Source organism: Acinetobacter sp. WCHA39 (genome assembly GCF_002165385.1).
Classification (GTDB): domain Bacteria; phylum Pseudomonadota; class Gammaproteobacteria; order Pseudomonadales; family Moraxellaceae; genus Acinetobacter.
In genome coordinates this window covers 37,674-56,250 of record NZ_NHRP01000019.1, presented here as the reverse complement: position 1 = coordinate 56,250, position 18,577 = coordinate 37,674, and the positions used below count along the sequence as shown (strand labels likewise).

At 39.9% G+C, this 18,577-nt stretch carries 20 protein-coding genes, 2 tRNA genes, 2 pseudogenes and 1 CRISPR repeat array; of the genes and pseudogenes, 14 read left to right on the top strand and 10 right to left on the bottom strand.

Translation table 11 applies throughout. The features are described 5' to 3' along the window. Window positions 1–121 precede the first annotated feature (121 nt). From CDG56_RS11030 to istB, 4 genes are all read left to right on the top strand, one after another. Window positions 122–505 (top strand): hypothetical protein, encoded by a 384-nt coding sequence (locus CDG56_RS11030; RefSeq protein WP_227519060.1) that lies wholly within the window; start codon window positions 122–124, stop codon window positions 503–505. A 119-nt stretch (window positions 506–624) separates the two neighbouring features. Then, on the top strand, window positions 625–819 hold the full coding sequence (locus tag CDG56_RS11025; RefSeq protein ID WP_087547885.1) for a DNA-binding protein: 195 nt from the start codon (window positions 625–627) through the stop codon (window positions 817–819). 180 nt (window positions 820–999) lie between these two features. Then, on the top strand, window positions 1,000–2,544 hold the full coding sequence (gene istA / locus CDG56_RS11020; RefSeq protein WP_087547884.1) for an IS21 family transposase: 1,545 nt from the start codon (window positions 1,000–1,002) through the stop codon (window positions 2,542–2,544). An 8-nt stretch (window positions 2,545–2,552) separates the two neighbouring features. Beyond that, window positions 2,553–3,302: an IS21-like element helper ATPase IstB gene (gene istB / locus CDG56_RS11015; RefSeq protein ID WP_087547883.1), complete on the top strand. Its 750-nt coding sequence runs from the start codon at window positions 2,553–2,555 to the stop codon at window positions 3,300–3,302. Window positions 3,303–3,407: 105 nt separating this feature from the next. Further along, window positions 3,408–3,855: a CRISPR direct-repeat array (repeat unit 28 nt; unit sequence GTTCACTGCCGTATAGGCAGCTTAGAAA). 104 nt (window positions 3,856–3,959) lie between these two features. Here the strand turns inward: istB and CDG56_RS11010 are convergent. The 5 genes from CDG56_RS11010 to CDG56_RS10990 form a co-directional block, all read right to left on the bottom strand. Then, on the bottom strand, window positions 3,960–4,706 hold the full coding sequence (locus tag CDG56_RS11010) for an ATP-binding protein (RefSeq protein ID WP_087547882.1): 747 nt from the start codon (window positions 4,704–4,706) through the stop codon (window positions 3,960–3,962). A gap of 10 nt (window positions 4,707–4,716) precedes the next feature. Beyond that, window positions 4,717–5,253, bottom strand: coding sequence for a DUF1376 domain-containing protein (locus CDG56_RS11005; RefSeq protein WP_087547881.1), 537 nt, complete (start codon window positions 5,251–5,253; stop codon window positions 4,717–4,719). Between the two features lie 65 nt (window positions 5,254–5,318). Further along, a complete protein-coding gene (locus CDG56_RS11000) occupies window positions 5,319–5,570 on the bottom strand; it encodes a hypothetical protein (RefSeq protein ID WP_087547880.1) in 252 nt (83 codons plus the stop codon). Next, window positions 5,563–6,744, bottom strand: a complete 1,182-nt coding sequence (locus tag CDG56_RS10995; protein WP_087547879.1) for a site-specific integrase — start codon at window positions 6,742–6,744, stop codon at window positions 5,563–5,565. The genes CDG56_RS11000 and CDG56_RS10995 overlap by 8 nt, the downstream gene beginning before the upstream one ends. A gap of 19 nt (window positions 6,745–6,763) precedes the next feature. Beyond that, entirely contained in the window at window positions 6,764–6,973 is a 210-nt protein-coding gene (locus CDG56_RS10990; protein ID WP_000122748.1) for a hypothetical protein, read from the bottom strand. Between the two features lie 112 nt (window positions 6,974–7,085). Between CDG56_RS10990 and CDG56_RS10985 the strand changes: the two genes are divergently transcribed. After that, window positions 7,086–7,313, top strand: a complete 228-nt coding sequence (locus tag CDG56_RS10985) for a helix-turn-helix domain-containing protein (protein WP_000587224.1) — start codon at window positions 7,086–7,088, stop codon at window positions 7,311–7,313. 335 nt (window positions 7,314–7,648) lie between these two features. On the opposite strand, the gene CDG56_RS10980 is transcribed toward CDG56_RS10985, so the two are convergent. Both CDG56_RS10980 and CDG56_RS10975 read right to left on the bottom strand, forming a co-directional pair. Continuing rightward, window positions 7,649–7,724: transfer RNA gene (locus CDG56_RS10980), tRNA-Gly, on the bottom strand. Between the two features lie 45 nt (window positions 7,725–7,769). Next, a tRNA-Gly gene (locus CDG56_RS10975) sits at window positions 7,770–7,845 on the bottom strand. A gap of 227 nt (window positions 7,846–8,072) precedes the next feature. Here CDG56_RS10975 and CDG56_RS10970 point away from each other — a divergent pair. From CDG56_RS10970 to CDG56_RS10950, 5 genes are all read left to right on the top strand, one after another. Beyond that, the gene (locus CDG56_RS10970) at window positions 8,073–8,381 is read left to right on the top strand and encodes a BolA family protein (protein ID WP_087547878.1); all 309 of its coding nucleotides are present in this window, start codon (window positions 8,073–8,075) and stop codon (window positions 8,379–8,381) included. A gap of 9 nt (window positions 8,382–8,390) precedes the next feature. Beyond that, window positions 8,391–8,783 carry a SirB2 family protein gene (locus CDG56_RS10965; protein WP_004756701.1) on the top strand — a complete coding sequence of 131 codons (393 nt, stop codon included), beginning with the start codon at window positions 8,391–8,393 and terminating at the stop codon, window positions 8,781–8,783. A gap of 80 nt (window positions 8,784–8,863) precedes the next feature. Continuing rightward, window positions 8,864–9,706 carry a ParA family protein gene (locus CDG56_RS10960; RefSeq protein ID WP_087547877.1) on the top strand — a complete coding sequence of 281 codons (843 nt, stop codon included), beginning with the start codon at window positions 8,864–8,866 and terminating at the stop codon, window positions 9,704–9,706. 9 nt (window positions 9,707–9,715) lie between these two features. After that, window positions 9,716–10,105, top strand: a complete 390-nt coding sequence (locus tag CDG56_RS10955; protein WP_004680087.1) for a hypothetical protein — start codon at window positions 9,716–9,718, stop codon at window positions 10,103–10,105. Window positions 10,106–10,314: 209 nt separating this feature from the next. Further along, on the top strand, window positions 10,315–10,905 hold the full coding sequence (locus tag CDG56_RS10950) for a LysE family translocator (protein WP_171295147.1): 591 nt from the start codon (window positions 10,315–10,317) through the stop codon (window positions 10,903–10,905). Window positions 10,906–10,917: 12 nt separating this feature from the next. On the opposite strand, the gene CDG56_RS10945 is transcribed toward CDG56_RS10950, so the two are convergent. Further along, the gene (locus tag CDG56_RS10945; protein WP_087547875.1) at window positions 10,918–11,556 is read right to left on the bottom strand and encodes a DedA family protein; all 639 of its coding nucleotides are present in this window, start codon (window positions 11,554–11,556) and stop codon (window positions 10,918–10,920) included. A 253-nt stretch (window positions 11,557–11,809) separates the two neighbouring features. On the opposite strand from CDG56_RS10945, the pseudogene CDG56_RS10940 reads away from it, so the two are divergent. Then, window positions 11,810–12,025: pseudogene (locus CDG56_RS10940) on the top strand (DoxX family protein); the annotation flags it as partial. 67 nt (window positions 12,026–12,092) lie between these two features. Here the strand turns inward: CDG56_RS10940 and CDG56_RS10935 are convergent. Continuing rightward, the gene (locus tag CDG56_RS10935; protein WP_171295146.1) at window positions 12,093–13,319 is read right to left on the bottom strand and encodes a DUF445 family protein; all 1,227 of its coding nucleotides are present in this window, start codon (window positions 13,317–13,319) and stop codon (window positions 12,093–12,095) included. Window positions 13,320–13,762: 443 nt separating this feature from the next. Here CDG56_RS10935 and guaA point away from each other — a divergent pair, with 443 nt between their 5' ends. After that, window positions 13,763–15,331: a glutamine-hydrolyzing GMP synthase gene (guaA, locus tag CDG56_RS10925; protein WP_005155336.1), complete on the top strand. Its 1,569-nt coding sequence runs from the start codon at window positions 13,763–13,765 to the stop codon at window positions 15,329–15,331. A gap of 268 nt (window positions 15,332–15,599) precedes the next feature. Here guaA and CDG56_RS10920 read toward each other — a convergent pair whose 3' ends face one another. Beyond that, window positions 15,600–16,874, bottom strand: a complete 1,275-nt coding sequence (locus CDG56_RS10920; protein ID WP_171295145.1) for a GGDEF domain-containing protein — start codon at window positions 16,872–16,874, stop codon at window positions 15,600–15,602. 295 nt (window positions 16,875–17,169) lie between these two features. Here CDG56_RS10920 and CDG56_RS10915 point away from each other — a divergent pair, with 295 nt between their 5' ends. Continuing rightward, a complete protein-coding gene (locus tag CDG56_RS10915) occupies window positions 17,170–18,117 on the top strand; it encodes a pirin family protein (RefSeq protein ID WP_087547871.1) in 948 nt (315 codons plus the stop codon). After that, window positions 18,114–18,513 (top strand): annotated as a pseudogene (locus CDG56_RS10910) (OsmC family protein). The gene CDG56_RS10915 and the pseudogene CDG56_RS10910 overlap by 4 nt, the downstream one beginning before the upstream one ends. Window positions 18,514–18,577: the final 64 nt, after the last annotated feature.

Sequence of the window (18,577 nt, the reverse complement as noted above, 5' to 3'; positions counted from 1 at the left end):
AACAGATACGAGTTTTGAAGCCATGATTCAATTGTGCGCGAGTTTAATTAACTCTCGGTAATTCTCAACAGACCCTAACAATGAAATACATAATTGGCAAGCAAAACATTTCTGGGAAAAAATGGGACTTAATCAGCGTTATAGAGCTAGACGCTGCAAACGTCTTATGTATGCTGGTTTGAGAGTTCTATTAAAATGTAATTATTTAGAATTAGATATCGAAAGCTCTAAAAAAAACGCTTTCAGTTATAAGGAAACCCCACACTTAAACAAATTAAGGGAGTTATATAAAAAACAAAAACTTACAGAATTATTTTCAACTAAAAAGTTGGTTTTATTAGATGAATTACAAGAAAAAGAGAATATTATTGAATTCATAAACGATTTATTATTAGACGATAAATCTTTAGAGAAATATTTTATTGATCATAAAAAAACATTAGAGAATGATATTAAAAAAATTAACTCTAACATTAGATTTATGGATGATATTTTAAATATATAAAATATTAATGAATTAAAATTATTATAATAAAATCATAAAGTTAATTTATATTTATTGTGCTTGACTTAAGGATTTTCTTCTTTTATTTTTTCGTCAAATTTATTCAATTTTCATTAAAAATGATCAAATCAATTACTCAAGTTAGAGAAGAATTTTCCGGTGCTGGAAAGTCCATAGCTGAATGGGCTAGAGAGAATGATTTTTCTCCTGATCTTGTCTATCGGATTTTAAAGAACAACAAAATTCCTAAACGTGGTGAAAGTCATAGGATTGCTGTCAAACTTGGAATAAAGGAGCAAAAAATTATGGATTAGTTAATCTCATTATTTGTTAATTTTATCGCAGAAAGTATAAAGACTCATGCGGGAACATGAGTCTTTATAAATTTGTCTTTACTTAGCGTAGCAAGACAAATTGATTCTAAGAAACATTGATATATTTATCAATGTTCAGGGTGCTTTCTGCCTCTTTTTTTTGTAGAGGAGGCCAAATCTATGCGTATTGAAACTGACAAAATACGTAGTGTCGTTAGATTGCTTAATTTAAATTTTAGTCAAAGAAAAATTGCTCAGCAAATTGGTATTTCTAGAAAATCTATTAGTACTATCCATGAAAAGTTAAAAATTTTTCCTTTAAAAAACTCCGAGTTAAATTTATTAACCAATAATGAATTACTCGAGTATCTTGAAATTTCTCGTATTATCAATTATCCAACACGTAAGATCTATCCTAATTTTAGTTATATTAATCAAGAGCTTAAAAAGAGGGATATGACACTTGAGTTATTGTGGCAAGAGTATATTGTGGAAATTCCAAATGGTCTTTCATACCCCCGATTCTGTGCAGTTTTTAATAAATATCGCAAAAAACGTCATGCTTCCATGCGGCAGTTTTATAAAAGTGGAGAAGCTTTACTTGTTGACTTTTGTGGACGCACAGTAGAAATCATCTCACCTATAGATGGTTCAAAAAGTTATGCTCAAGTATTTGTTGCCGTTCTTGGAGCATCTAGTTATATGTTCGCATATGCAGTACCTTCTCAAAAAGTTGAACACTGGTTAGAATACTTCATAAAGACTTTTGAACATATAGGTGGAGTACCTGATACAGTTATTACGGATAATCTAAAAGCAGCTGTCATTAAAAACAACAGGTCCGGATTAGCACTTCAAAAAGATTTTGAAGACTTTGCTGCACATTATGATTTTGCAATTCTTCCAACAAGACCACGTAAGCCTAAAGATAAAAGCCCTGCTGAAGTAAGTGTCAAAATTGTACAGTGTTCAATATTAGCGGCCTTAAGAAACCATAAATTCTTTTCAATTGAAGAATTGAATCAGGCCCTCCAACAAAGGTTAGATATAATTAATAAAAAAACGACTCGACGTTTTACCATTAGCCGCTACGAACAATTTTTAACATTAGATAGTCATGATCTAAATCCCTTACCATTTTACCCATATGAATTATGTACTTGGAAAAGAAATGTCCGGGTTAGTGATTCATATCGAGTCGAATATAAAACGAATAATTATTCTGTACCCTATACACATATACATTTATATGTCGATATTAAAATCACAGCATCCGCTATCCATATTTTTTATGAGCGCGAGAAAATTGCTGAACATTTAATTAACACAGGTACCTACCAAGATGTTTGTTTAGATGAGCATATGGCACCAGAACATATAGCTCAGAAAGGTCTATCGAGAGATGAAATCATTTATTGGGCTAATCGCATAGGTACCCATACTACTCAGTATGTTCATCATATTCTTAGTCAAAAACGTGATCTTGCTAAAAAAATTCGATCATTAAATAAGTTTAGAAAATGGGTAGTTGAAAATCAAAAATCACATTGTTTAGAAGAGGCTTGCTATTTTGCAATGCAACGTCAGATTTTTACTATAAAGCGTTTACAAAGCCTCATTTCAAATAATGCCTATCAAATGCCACAACCGTCAGATGAAATTTCGTATTACGCACCTACTGCTCATTCGAATATTCGTGGTGTTGAGTACTATTTACACAATTGAGGCATATCATGCTTAAAAAATCAGTAAAAACCAAGTTAGAACAATTGAAATTAAAAGGCTTTCTTCGTTCAGTAGAAAGTCATATGGATCAAACGTTTGAAAATGGATCTTCTTTTGAAGACTTTTTAGATTTTTGTTTAGATGCAGAATTAAATGATCGCGCTAATCGAAGAATCAACCGGTTATTTTCGCAAGCAAAATTTCGCTATCCAAATGCCAGATTAGAACATATAGATTATGCGGCTGAGCGAAAGATCACAAAGGCAGATATTAATCGTTTTGCAAATTGTGAATGGATAAACGATTGCCGTGGATTAATTATATCTGGCGCAACAGGAGTTGGTAAATCTTGGCTAGCATGTGCAATCGGAGCAGAAGCCTGCCATCGTAGTTATAATGTAATGTATTTTAACGCGATAAGTTTATTTGATGAAATTAGTAATTCAATTGCCTTAGGAGAAATTAAAGATTTTAAGAAAAAAATATGTTCTACAAAATTACTCATCATAGATGATTTCGGATTAGGTGGTTTTAATCAATCATTAGCGCCATCATTTCTTGATATCATTGATAAACAATCACAAAATGGTGGAATACTAATTACAAGCCAAGTTCCTAAAAAGTTGTGGTTTGAACAATTTCAAGATCTATCTATTGCAGATGCAGTTATGGATAGAATTTTACACCGTTCATATGATTTAGAAATTTCAGGAAGATCTTACAGAGAAAAAGTTTTCGCTAAAAAGAAGACTAGTTAACTTCGACCTATGTGGTCTACTTGAAATAGTAATTGATGGTAGACCACGAACAAGAATAGGTGGCTGAATTATCCAGTAATTTGCAATCGCGCTACAAAGGCGCATGTTCACTGCCGTATAGGCAGCTTAGAAAAATGCGTAACCAACAGTACCCACATTAGCTAAGTTCACTGCCGTATAGGCAGCTTAGAAAATGCATCTTCCGCAATCTCCATTCCATATACAGTTCACTGCCGTATAGGCAGCTTAGAAACACAAAGATGCTATCAATGAAATCGCAGAGCTGTTCACTGCCGTATAGGCAGCTTAGAAAGACCATGGCATATTTAGCATAAGTTGATGTGTGTTCACTGCCGTATAGGCAGCTTAGAAAGAATAGAGAATGAAACACGATATACAACCCCAGTTCACTGCCGTATAGGCAGCTTAGAAAACCTTCAAGTACTGCCAAATCACCATCATCACGTTCACTGCCGTATAGGCAGCTTAGAAATTCAAGGTGGGTTTGATACAGCTCCAAGCTGTGTTCACTGCCGTATAGGCAGCTTAGAAGTATTATTTTCAGTTATACTTATGCAAGCGAGATATTCTGTAAGTAATTCTTGTAATAAAAGCCAATTATTTCAGTGAGATAATTGGCTTAAGTGAGAGTTGCGATTATCCGCTAATTCGTCGGTCATCCCAATAACACGGCACTACAATCAAATGGTTCTCATGCAACCGTGACCATAATCGGACACCTAAATCCCGTTGCATATTCTGTAATGTGAAATTGGAAATTAGCAGCGTCGACTTCATATTGTCATAACGGCTATACAGAACCTTATGCACCATCTCCAGACGTTTCTCATGCCGGTCATGCAGGCCATATTCATCAATCACTAATAAATCAAAACTGGAGAAATGGTCGATGACTTCTTTCTCAGCGCGTGAAGTGTCTGACCAGGTATCCATCATTTTTTGAGCAATTTCTGCACTGGTATAGTAGCGTGCAGATTTTGTACTGTTATGCAGAATGTTGCGAATAATTGATGCGCTCAGATGGGTTTTACCTGTACCCGGTGTACCAATCATCAACATGTTCGGATTGTGACCAGAAATAATCTGCTGCGCAAAAGTTTGACATAGTTTGATGGCATTGTCTTGAGCAGGACATGCAACTACAAAATTCTTGAAGCCACGGTCCAGATAGCGTTTATTGAGCCCTGAGTTTTTGATTTTCTGTTGTAGCAATCGCTGTTGCAGTTCATCCTCATAGGCTGCATTTGAGTGATGGACGGTTTCTTTAGCACACAATTTACAGAGCCTGTGACCTGCAATTTCCATCAGGGGTATATGATGGGTAGCGCAAAGTGTTTCCGTTGTTTCTGCGCGAAACTGGAGTGTTTTAAGCATGGTATTCATGACTGATCTCCTAAATCCACTTTGAATTTTCTAAAAAATTCTCATTTTTTTCTTCAAAATTTGAAGATGAAGATGAAGATGAAGATGAAGATGAAGGGCATGATTCAAGCATGGCTTGAGTAATACTCGAGCTCTTCTCAGGAGTTGCTTGAGCATTTACTTTTCGTTGCTTGGTTGATGCTTGAGCATTACTAGCGGATTTCCCCCAACGTGCTTGAGCTGCATTTTTAGCTTTATCAGATTTCATTTGCTGATTTTGCAATGCCTGGCTTTTTAAACTGCTTAAGAAATTTGAATGAATCTGCTCAGACTCGACTTCAAACAATTCTAGGGCCATCAGCGTATTTAACAAAGTTTTAGCCTTGGTGTGCTGCGGTAATTTCGTGATGCTGCATACCGTTGCTAAATCATGAGGAATGGCACCATTTTTCCAGAAATCCATCATTAACAGCAGTGCCGCACCAATTTGTTCTGCTGTCATTCGTGCAAATTTCGCCTGTAGGTCGCCAATATAGAGTGGCATCCAAATTGAAATATCTTTATGCATATGTTCACCTTTTTATAGGTATAAAGGGGCTAAGGTCATCGATTTGATGACCTTTTATCTTTGTTTTATGGATGAGCGAGACTCATTAAGCGGAGACGGGCCTGTTGAGCCAAGTCATCGTAATGAGCTTGCCCTTCATCCAGCATTCGCTGTAACCAGAGTCTCAATGCTTGGTGATCATCGAAGCATTTGTTGATCTCCAGCAAAAATGCCAGATTGTGTAGTTTGGGAATGTGTAGCTCATGGATTAATTCACGAGCGACCATATCTGCTTCAGGACTGACGACCACACCACCAAAGAAAGCTTTACTATTCATGTGCAAGCTCCTCTGTATTTAGTTTTTCCAGCATGGCTTCAAAAGCACTGCCATCGCGACGCGTAACATTGGGGATGTAACGGCTATAGACCCGGAATAGCATTTCAGTCGTTGAATGCCCCAATTGACGTGCGATCCATTCCGGATTCTCTCCCGCCGATAGCCAGAGTGTTGCTGCGGTATGACGTGTTTGATAGGCTCTTCTAGGCTTCAATCCTAGAAAGCGCAAGATCGGATGCCAGACACGTTTATTCACCAGACGGTAATCGAGAGGTCCACCGTCACGGTTGCAGAAGACGAAGTCCGATTTTCCGTTGTTGAGGCTTTTCTGTTGCAGAAAGGCCTGATAAACCCGATCACTCATTTGGATGGTACGGTCAGAACCATAAGTTTTGGTTCCACCAAGCACACCATTCACTAACGCTTCACGGATATGGATCTCACGACGTTGCAAGTCGATATTTTTCCATTGCAATCCATCGATCTCACTGGTACGCATACCCGTAAAAAAGCGAATGGTGTAATAGGGGCGGAAGTCTTCACGCACCGTGGTAAGAATTTTATGTACCTCTTCCAGAGAAAAGGGAGTGACTTCAATCTTGCTTTCCTTCAGATTGTTAATATTTTTATAAGGCGACTCAAACTCGTATCGTTCAGCCGCATCATTGAGTATCATACGTAAAGGCGTCATGATTTGATTAATCCGCGATGCTTTCAGACTTGTTTGATCTTTTCCGTGTGTCACTTTGGCGAGGGAAGCACGGAAGTTCAGCAAGTCTGACTTCTTGATTTTCGAGAGAACTTGATTACCAAAAGCAGGAATCAAATAGTTTTTGATCACAATTGAAACCTTTTGCTGGTATGAGATTCTCCATTCAACTTGTTTCTGCTTAAACCACAATTCAGTAAACTCTTTAAAAAGAGGCACTTTGGTCTGTACAGCAATTTGCTGACTTCTTTTTTCCTTAAACTCCTCAACACGGTTACTTTTTGGAAAGTACTTTTCGTATTCAAAAGTTCCCAAAGTAATTTCAGCTTCAAGCTGTTCGAGACGTTTTTTCAAAATGCGTCGGTTATAAGCATTGTCTTCAAGATTGGTTGTTTCTCTGCAACGAATGCCCATGTAGCGAAAGTCGGCAATCAGTTTGCCACTTCGTTCCCGGATGGTAGCCATCAGTTAAACCTCCTAAGCCTTATTGCAGGGCATCCATGCTTAAACCAGTGAATTTAAGCATTTCAGTTTCAATGCGTTCCCAAACAAAAAGAATTTTGCGGCCACCAAAAGGACGGATGTAGTGAACACCTTCGATAAAGACACTGTCCTTTAGCTGGTTGCGAATAGTACGAGCGTCGTACTGGATTTTTTCAGCCAGTTGCTGGGCTGTGAGATAGGTATATGACATAATAGAGCCTCATATTTTTTACTAGGTAACTAGGAAAAATTATTCCTAAGACATAAATTATCATATTTTTATGTCGTTGCAAGTACTTTTTATGATTTAAGTAGGAAATTTTATGATTATTTCAAACTTGGCAGTTTTATTAGCAGAAAGGAAACTTAAGGTTGCTGATTTGGTAAGAAGTACTGGAATTAATAAATCTACTTTGCACAAACTTTATAATGATGAATCTGTACGGATTGATTTTGAAACCATTGATAAAATTTGTATTGCATTAGATGTGGGAGTGGGTGATTTATTGATTTTTAAGAAAATTGATAATAATCAAAATGATAATGATTAGTTTGGTCACAAATGGTCACATCAAAAAGTAAAATGGTCACAAATTATTGAATGATTGGTAAAAAAACACTGTGCTTTGAAAAGAGTTAGGTGTTTTTTACAGCCAAAAAAGCTCTGAGGGGGCTAAAAAGTAGAGATGGAATGAGAGCATTTGAGATCAATTAAGACCATTTTTATTGTCGTGGGCACGCCATGGTCACATCTTGGTCACAAAATACAAATTACATTAAGAATATTTTTTATTGAATTGAATCACAAAGGAAGGCGGAATTTTCAAAAATATAATAAAATCAACAAGAAAAAAGCCCTAATCTTTCGACTAGGGCCTTTTAAATTTGGAGCGGGAAACGAGACTCGAACTCGCGACCCCAACCTTGGCAAGGTTATGCTCTACCAACTGAGCTATTCCCGCATATTGAGCAGTTTTTACTAAAACTTACACTTAAAAAAACCAATCTGGAGCGGGAAACGAGACTCGAACTCGCGACCCCAACCTTGGCAAGGTTATGCTCTACCAACTGAGCTATTCCCGCGTGCCAGCTATAATACATTAAGCAAAACAACGGTCAATAACTTTATGCAAAGAAATTGCTTAATTGCATAAAATAAAAGCATTTTCAGCCTAAAAACCAAGAAAAACGCACTTTTACTCAGGATTGGGTAATTCAGACATCGAAGTCGCTGTGAAATCTCAACAGACCCACCACTTTTAGTCATGTATACTTGGCAGCTATCTCAATCTGACCTGACAGAGTGACCGATGAATTTAGAACAACAGTTGATTGAACGTTTACAAACCTTGGCACCCATCCATCTTGAGGTGATCAATGAGTCGGCAGGGCATGGGGGATATTTCCCAGGCAAGGAATCCCACTTTAAGGTGATTGTGGTGAGTGAAGAGTTTCAGGGGCTGCGTCTGGTACAGCGCCATCAAAAGATCTATGCCGTTGGGGCAGGGTTGATGAATCCTGGGCAGATTCACGCACTGGCAATTCACGCCTATATTCCAACGGAATGGCAGGGGCAGGCACCTGCAAGCCCTGAATGTGCTCATGCACCAAAAAACTAAGGATCAATCATGGACGCACATTTACTCACTAAAATTGTTCATATGTCGGCTGTAAGTCTATTGATTCTGGTGTTTTTTACCCGTGCGGCAACCCTATATATGGGTGTCAGGGACCAGCAGCCGAACCACCATGCACGTAAAGGCTTTGTTGCATTACAGCATCTATCCCTCACCCTAATTATTGTGACGGGTGCGGTTCTACTGTTTATGAATAACTTTGATGTACAGCCATGGTTTTATGCCAAGATCATTCTATTTTTTGTGTTGTGGTCTTCCCTGATCAAAACCTACAACAAAGATGACAGTATCTTGTTGGTGCAGCGGCGTGCTGGTTTATTGATAGGTACGGTGGCGCTGGTGGGGATTCTGGGGCTGGTCATCATTAAACCAGTTTTTGCGTAATTGTTTGACATTGTTTTAGTAATTGTTTTTGCACTAGGTTAAACTGCGTGCAGTTTACAAAAATCTTGTAGAGGGAAATCATGTTAACTCGTGTGGTATTTAACCAAAAAGGTGGTGTAGGGAAATCAAGTACTACAGTCAACTTAGCTGCAATTAGTGCTAAGCAAGGTTTAAGAACTTTGGTGATTGATCTTGATCCACAAGCAAACTCAAGCCAGTACCTTTTGGGTGAAGATGCTACCTATTCTGCCGATAAGGCAGCATTGGAGCCAAACATTGAAAACTTCTTTGAGGATATTTTGGGAAGCACGCAGCAAAAGGGCTTGATTGGTAACGCAATTGGTTCAATTTTGAAAGCACCACGTGGTAAGGGTTTAGAAAGTTACGTTCATCGAACCTCTTTTGAAAACTTAGATGTGATTCCTGCAAGCCCAAGTCTTGGTGCTTTGGAGCATGCATTAGAAAGCAAGCACAAGATTTATAAATTACGTGACTCAATTCAGGCGCTCAGCGCCCGCTATGACCGTATCTTTATTGATACACCGCCAGCATTTAACTTTTTTACGTTATCAGCATTAATTTCAGCAGACCGTGTGCTGATTCCATTTGACTGCGATGTGTTCTCAAAGCGTGCGTTACAAACTTTGATTGAAAATGTGATCGAAACCCAAGATGATCATAATAATCGCTTGGAGATTGAAGGGATTGTGGTCAATCAGTTCCAGTCTCAAGCAAAGTTACCGCGTGAAGTGGTTCAGCAGTTAAAAGATGAAGGTTTGCCTGTTTTAGAAAGCATGTTACCGCCATCCGTGTTGATGAAAGAATCACATCAAAAGAATTTACCCTTGATTCATTTGGCATCTGAACATAAATTGACCGTCGCTTATGTCACGCTGTTCAATGAGATTGAGTCAAAGAAATAAGAGAATCTTATGAAACGCTTATATTGGATGCCTGTGTTGGCAGCGAGTATGTTGTTGGGTGCCTGTGCATCGACGGTTAAACCAGCCTACGTGTCACCCACTCAGTACCAGTCGCTCAATTGCCAGCAGTTGCAGGCAGAGTACAACCGTATCCAGCAGTATATTGATAATGGCGTGCAGACACCAAAACGTACAGGTGTGGGCGTGGGTGTTGGACTTGGTGGTGGCTGGGGCAAAGGCGGATGGGGTTTTGGTCCATCCATCTCGGTTAATATGGGGCAGTCCATGAACACCAAGAATACCGAGCTTGCCAACGTGCTTGGACAGCAGGATGCCATTGTGCAGGCGGCACGGTTCAAGGGTTGTCCAATTATTGTGAAGCAACGTCCAAAATCATAAGTGTTGATCTTCTGTCACCGTGGTTTGCCACGGTGACATATAACTAAATTTTAGCAAAATGTTTCAATAAATAATCAATAGAATCAATATATTGTAAATTTTAAACCACTGATCCTGCGTATTTTTCCTCTCAGACAACATCCTAAAATTTGTGTTCTTGTCCCAAATTCGTTTAAGGTGGCGGGCGTGTAGGGTTATTCGGTATGTCTATGATTGAGAGTTGGTTTTTTGTTTTTGCGATGATCGCGGTGTTATTGATTCCTGGGCCGACCAATGCTTTGCTCGCCAGTTCAACCCATCAACAAGGTGTGTTGAAAACCCTGCCGTTTATTCCTATGGAATGGTTGGGCTATGTCTATAGCATCGGGTTGTGGGCACTCTTTATCCATCTGTTCCATCCCATCTGGCCAGCACTCACCCACATTCTGCATGTTGCCAGTGTAGCTTATGTGTTATGGCTGGCCTTTGATTTATGGAAAAGTTCACACCTGCAAAAACATGACCAGCATCACCCACATATCCGAACGCCAGAGTTGTTTGTCTCGGCCTTGCGAAACCCTAAAACCTTGCTGCTGGCGGCAGGAATTTTTCCCAGTGAAACATGGGACTCGGTAGAGAATACAGTTCTGGTGTTTGCGGTATTCAGTGTGGTGCTGATCCCTGTTTCAATCTTCTGGATGGTGTTTGGCCGTGCCTTACTGGCAGGTAGCCTGGTTGGAATCAAGGCCGACCATTTATATAAAGGATCGGCTATGCTGCTGCTGATGTGTATGTTGCCAATGATCTTTCGTTTCTTCTAGGCAGACATTGAATTATTGTGCTTTACGGTTATCCAGTTTCTGGCGAATAAAACCAATCACACCTGGCAGGATACTGATAATGATGATGCCAAAAATGAGGTGGGTGAAGTTGTCTTTCACAATTGGCATATTTCCGAATAAATAACCGAGGGTAATGAAAGAGGCAACCCAACAGAAAGCGCCAACCACATTATAGGTCAGGAAAAACTTATAATTCATGCTGCCTGCACCCGCAACAAAAGGCGCAAAGGTACGTGCAAACGGCACAAAACGAGCAAAGATTATGGTTTTTCCACCATGACGCTGAAAAAACTGCTGGGTGTTGATCAAGTGTTGCTGATTGATAAAACGTGAGTTGATTTCAAATACACGCGGGCCAATGTAGCGGCCAATATGGTAATTGACGGTATCACCCAATACCGCCGCAATAAACAGCAGGATTCCGAGTGCCCAGGGGTCCATTGCACCTGTTGACGCAGCCAGCGCACCCGCAGCGAACAACAGGCTGTCACCTGGTAAAAATGGCATCACTACGAGACCAGTTTCAACAAAGATAATTAAAAACAGAATGGCATAAATCCAGATGCCATAATTGGTAATGAACTCTAAAAGATGTTCGTCAACGTGCAGAATAAAATCAATGAGTTCCATGAAGCTGTTAACAGTATGAATTTGAGCTAAATCCTAGCAGTGCCTCTGGGGAAAGTCAGTATAAAAAGCAAAATAATTGGTAACTTTACAATGTGGTTGAAAAATAGTGGGGATACGGCTAAAAAGACTTTTTTGTTGCAAATATGGAATGATGTATTCACAAATATGCTGCTTATTGCAAAATAAAATATTCCTACACTGGTATCATGTTAAAAAACAAACAGTATGGAACTGATCATGTTTAATACGAATGTTATTATTTGGTTTTCAGGCACGCTTTGCAGCCTTTGGACTGGCTATTTTCAGCATTATCACTGCATTTATCTTCCACAGTGCCGATGATCAAGCGCAACACATCAACTTTATGAAAAATCTGGTCATGTCAGGTGGCCTGTTTTATTTAATGCTGCATGGCGCAGGCCGTTTGAGCCTTGATCACGCAATTGAAAAGGTTGCCCATACCCATTAAATAACTTCAATTGATATAAAAACAGGAAGCCAATTGCTCCCTGTTTTTGCTGGTATGGATTTTAGATTTACAGCATAAAGTGAATTTGCATTTCCCCAACAAGGAAGCCGAGTACTGCGCCAACAATGATCAATGACCATTCATCTTCTTTAAATGCAGGGCGGAGCATACCTTCAAATTCTTCAGGACTGAGCTGTTGCATCCGCTCTACCAAGGTATTGCGAACATCCATGGCATCTTCAGCATAGGACTCTACATAACGCATGGTTTCTGGTAGTTGCTGTAAGATACGCTCAGCGACTTCTGCTTTCAGATTTTGATATTTTTCACCACCAATCGCATAAACAACCAATGGACGAACAATCCCTGCCTGTAGGTCAATTTCTTGTTTGACATGGCGACTGACAAGTTCGATGACTTTATCTGAATTTGTTCCAGAGAAAAGCTCTTCCATCATATTACGGGATGTGAGTAATTGTTTAGAAATGAGCGCTGCATAGTCTGCCGCGACTTCATTTTGACGCTTGATGAACAAACCTTGCCATGTGTAGCCCAAAATCTTCTTTGGGTACAATGGTCTAAACATCATTTGTAAAGCCATCCAGTCACTGAAAAAGCCGACAAAGCCACCGAACATTGGCAGCATCCAAGGATATTTTCCTTGAGTGACCACCCAGCACAACATTTGTACAACACCGATCGCAAAACCAAAGACAAAGCCGACATTACTAAAGAATTTAAACTCTTGCTTACCGACTTTTTTGAAAATTTCGTTGAGAAGACGCTTATCTTTGAGGAGATTGCTAATCACCATGTGTTTGATGTCAAAGTATTTGATCACATCTTTTTGCACTTCGCCCATGATATGTTCAACAATCTCAGGGGCTTTGGCTTGAACTCGCTTAATTAATTTCTTGCGTGCGAACTCAGGCATACCTTCCCATAAACCCGGTTGATATTGTTGTGCAACTTCGCGAGTAATATCCTCGGCAGAGGCCATTAACGGTTTTTCAATTTCCTGAGCAATACGTTTGGGATCCAGTCTGGCAAAAATTTCTTGGGGCTGAATTAACTTTGAGGTCATTAACTCAACGGCTATGGTCGCCATTTTTTCAGCTTTTCGTGGGACGATGCCTTGCCATCCGATTGGAAGACCAAATAACCTTAGTCCCTTAAATTCAAGTGGTGCAAACATCATTTGAATGGCAATAACTTTCGTTACATAGCCAATAAAGCCACTAATAAATGGGATCGAAATATATAACCAGAAATTCTGTTGAAAATCCGCAATCATTTCTTGAAACATTATTTTATTGGTCCTTCAAGTCCTAATTGTTGCTCATGATAGGGCAAGCCATAGATGATAGTGAAATATTTTACAATATTGACTGAGCCAATATCTTTTAGGCTTTTAGTTACCTTTTTATTTTTCCTCTTTCCAAGGATAGTGCAGTCGCACAAAAAGGAAACGATGATGCCGACTGCATACCTTTCCGTGGTAATGCATATTTTCGACTCATCATCTTAGCACCAATTTTTGCTTTTTGTTGATCGGAATCAGCAAGAATTGTTGATTTAATTCTCTTTTTCAACACGTGCTTGGGGAATTTTAGTTTAAATATCAGTCGTAATTGATCATACATGCTAAAAAATAAGATAGATGATGAATTGCGGTGCGCCAAAGTGTGAAAAATGTTAGAATATGGCGCTTAATTCATTTGCCTTTAATGTTTAGCCATGACGACCAATACTCAAATTACTGAAGATCGTATCCTTATTTTGGATTTCGGCTCTCAATATAGCCAGCTGATTGCACGTCGCGTACGTGAAGCGGGTGTTTATTCTGAAATGTATGCTTTCGATATGTCTGAAGAAGACATTCGTGCGTTTAATCCAAACGGGATTATTTTGTCAGGTGGTCCTGAGAGCGTACATGAAGAAGGTAGTCCACGTGCGCCACAAGTTGTATTTGAACTTGGTGTACCAGTATTGGGTATTTGCTATGGCTTACAAACCATGTCTGAACAGCTTGGTGGTAAAGTAGAACCAGGTACAGTTCACGAATTTGGTTATGCTGCTGTTGATGTATTGGTACGCGATCAATTGTTGGGTGATCTCAATGATGGTGACGACAAGCTTAATGTTTGGATGAGTCATGGCGATAAAGTCAGTGTGATTCCTGAAGGTTTCTCTGTTACTGCAAGCACACCAAGCTGTCCATTTGCCGCGGTAAGTGATGAAGCACGTCGTTTCTATGGTGTTCAATTCCACCCTGAAGTGACCCATACGGCGAAAGGCGCAGAGTTATTATCGAACTTTGTGCATGGGATTTGTGGATGCCGTAATCTCTGGAATTCTGAAAACATCATCGACTTGCGTGTTGAACAATTACGTGAGCAAATTGGTGATCAAAAAGTTCTGTTAGGTCTTTCTGGTGGTGTTGATTCTTCTGTTGTTGCTGCACTTTTACACCGTGCGATTGGCGATCAGTTGACTTGCGTATTTGTAGACAATGGTTTACTTCGTTTAAACGAAGGTGAACAAGTGATGGACATGTTTGCGAAAAACATGGGTATCCGTGTGATTCGTGCTGATGCTGAACAGCGCTTCTTAACTGCGTTAGCGGGTGAAGTTGATCCTGAGAAAAAACGTAAAATTATTGGTCGTGAGTTTATCGAAGTTTTTGCTGAAGAAGCACGTAAACTTGATGGTGTAAATTTCCTTGCACAAGGTACGATTTACCCTGATGTGATCGAATCTGCTGCAACCAAAAATGGTAAAGCACATGTAATTAAATCACACCACAATGTGGGCGGTTTACCTGATGATTTAGCTTTTGAATTGGTTGAGCCGATTCGTGATTTGTTTAAAGATGAAGTACGCCGTCTAGGTACAACTTTAGGTTTACCACATGAAATGCTTTATCGTCACCCATTCCCAGGTCCAGGTTTGGGCGTGCGTATTTTGGGTGAAGTGAAAAAAGAATATGCGGATATTCTTCGTCTTGCGGATGACATCTTTATGCAAGAGCTTCGTGCAAGCGGTTGGTATGATAAAACTGCGCAAGCATTTGCGGTATTCCAACCTGTAAAATCGGTCGGTGTTGTCGGTGATGGTCGCCGTTATGCATGGGTGATTGCACTTCGTGCGGTTGAAACAGTTGATTTTATGACAGCTCGTTTTGCACATCTCCCTTATGATCTTGTAGATAAAATCTCAACGCGTATCATGAACGAAATCAAAGATGTTTCACGTGTTGTATATGACGTGTCATCTAAGCCACCAGCAACGATTGAATGGGAGTAAAACTGGCAAGCAGCAACGCTGCTTGCCAGTTTTACGCCAAAGGCTATGCCTGCGGCAGAGGGATTTCAAGAAACAACATTTCTTGCCTAAATTACGCCATGAACGAGTTTTAAAGTGAAACTTTAAAACGAAGTGCAAGATGCCTGCGGCAGAGGGATTTCAAGCATGAGTGCGTGTTTAAAGCAACGCTTTAAACCAAACGAAGCTGCTTGCCAGTTTTACGCCGAAAAAGGACGCAATTGCGTCCTTTTTTATAGTTTAGACCGATCTAGATAGTCGGAAGGTCAAAACTGGCCACTTGGTTGCGTCCGTTTTGCTTTGCACGATAAAGCGCAATATCTGCTTCTTTGATCAGTGAATGTAAATTTATATTGTCTGAATTTAGTTTTGACACACCAACCGAAACGGTGAAACTAATTTTGATATCATTTCCAATACAGACAGGGTGAGACTCGATATTTTTTCTTAGACGCCCTGCAATCATAATGGCATCTTCCAGTGTCGTTTCGGGAAGCAAGGCAACAAATTCTTCGCCTCCAAAACGCGCGAGAACATCGGCACGGCGCATTTCCTTACGTGCAAGTTCGGCAAATTTTTGCAATACCTGATCGCCAATATCATGGCCATAACTGTCATTAATTCTTTTAAAATAATCCACATCAAACATCAGTAGACAGATGGATTGATACGGCGGCCAAGCATGAATCATCTTATCTGCAATCAACTCAAATTGGCGACGATTACTCAGCTGGGTGAGTTCATCTGTATGGGCAAGTTCACGCAGCAGGTGTCGATCCCATTCCTTCAGCATAGAACGTAAAAATGCACGCCGCGCATTTAAGGTGTTGTTCCAACAGACATATAGGCTAAAAAACATCATTGGACTATAAACCAGCGCAAAAATCACACTGTGTTGCACATCATTGATGCGTATTGCGCCGCAAATAATCACCAAGCTAATCAGTGTGGTGGCTAAAATAGAGGGGCTGAATCGGACATGAATTGCAAAACAACCCAGTAAGACAAAAATAGGTGCGGCGTATTGATAAGATGCTACATTGGGGCTGTTCGATTGGCTTAGCAACCAAAACCATAGCCCAGCGGCGCATGCACTCGACACTGGTAGCAATAAATCGTGAATCAGCACATTTGTAATATGTTTAAAACTTAACCAGTTAATAAGCATGAAAGTGAGCGCCAGTGCAACACGACCAATGCCAGATTGCAGGCTAACATCAGGAATTAACAACCAATCTATGAAAAAATAGACCAGAAATAGTAACTGCGCCAATAAGTTAATTTGTATTAAATAATGGCGCTGATTAACATTTTGGTATTGATAATAACTTTGTTTAAATTGAGCTGGGATAGTTGCAATACGGTCGTCTAGCGCTTGTTCCAACGCAGTACGATTTTTCGAGTCGAGCAGTTGCTCGGACGTAATAAAAGTTTGATTCAGTTTTTGATGAGCGGAACTAAAGAGCAGGGTACTAAAACCTTGCTCATGCCCCAAATTGGGGTTCTGTACAGCGCCTTTCATCATAGGCCGCTCCATTGCATACACAATGCATTATTGTTGAAATTTTAAACTTGATTTATTGTTTTGTTTATCAAACGATAAATTTCTGTTGAAATTGATAACGAGGTGTAAAGGGTTTGGCTGTGTGCCAATTCATCGTTATTTTATCTTAAAAAATAACCAAGATTATACCCCCATTTGTGGGGGTGGTCATACAATAGAGTGCTAATGATGAGCGAATACGATAACGTAAGCGTGGTTGTTTGTGCGCAGCACTAAGCATTGAAAAGACTTAAACGAATCACTTCAGGATAATAAAATGAGCAATAGCCATAACGGTGAACGGTCACATTCAGATGATTATGCAAAATATACTGACCAACGGATTCAAGACGTGCAGTTGCGGAGTGCTGAAATTGGCAAGGGCACTATCATTAAGCGCGCCTTGCCGAGTCGTCAGAAGCGTTTGGTGGGGGCATGGTGTTTTCTGGATCATGCAGGGCCAGTGAGTTTTCCCGCTGGAGATGGTTTGGATGTAGGACCGCACCCACATATTGGTTTGCAGACTTTTACATGGATGATTGAAGGCACCATGATGCACACCGATAGTCTTGGTTCAAAACAACTGATTCGTCCTAAGCAAGTGAATTTAATGACGGCGGGGCGAGGAATTTCGCATACCGAAGTTGCACCCGACATTGAAACCAAAATGCATGCAGCACAGCTTTGGATTGCTTTGCCTGATGACAAGCGCAATATGGAGCCAAAGTTTGAGCATTATCCAGAACTACCTGTGGTTAGTAAGGATCAGGTTGAATTTACCATTTTAGTGGGGGATTTTCTTGATATGGTTTCTCCTGTGCAAGTGCATACACCTTTGGTTGGTGTGGACTTAACCGCACAAGCGAATACTAAAACCCGTATTCCACTCAACCCAAACTTTGAATATGCTTTTATGGCACTTGAAGGCATTGCTCAGGTCAATGGGCATGAACTCAATGCCGATAATATGGTGGTGTTGGAAACGGGGCTGACTGAAATCGAAGTTGAACTGACTGAAGGTCATCGTGTATTACTCATCGGTGGTGAACCGTTTGAGTCGCCAATTTTGCTGTGGTGGAACTTCGTTGGACGTACGATGCAAGATTTACAACAAGCACGAGAAGATTGGATCAATCATGATGCCCGTTTTGGTGAAATTCCTGATTATCAAGGGAAGCGTCTCGAAGCACCTGTACTGCCTGAGCAAATGAGGGCATCGAAATGAGTATAATAGCGAGTGCAAAAGTTCTAACTTTACCTGAACCGTGGAAAGGGGAAGTCACGAGTGGAACACACCAATTTCTAACCGATAAACCCGAATCTTTTGGAGGGCATGATACGGAACCTGCACCTTATGATTTTCTGACTGCAAGTTTAGCATCATGTACCATGATTATCTTACGCATGTATGCGCAGCATAAACAAATAGACTTGGGTGATTTTCAGTGTTGAAGTTGATTTTCATACCAACCGCGAACAGCAAGAAAAGATGATACGTCGTATTATATTTGAGCAGATTCCATCACCAGCGTTACAAGAGAAGTTGCTGAATGTATGTAGTAAAACATCGGTGACGAAAACTTTGTTACGCAGTTTAGACATACACACCGTGATTGTTTGAGACTAAAATGCTATTGTGCTTGGGCAAATCATAATTCTAAACGTAACTGTGAGAGGGATTCATA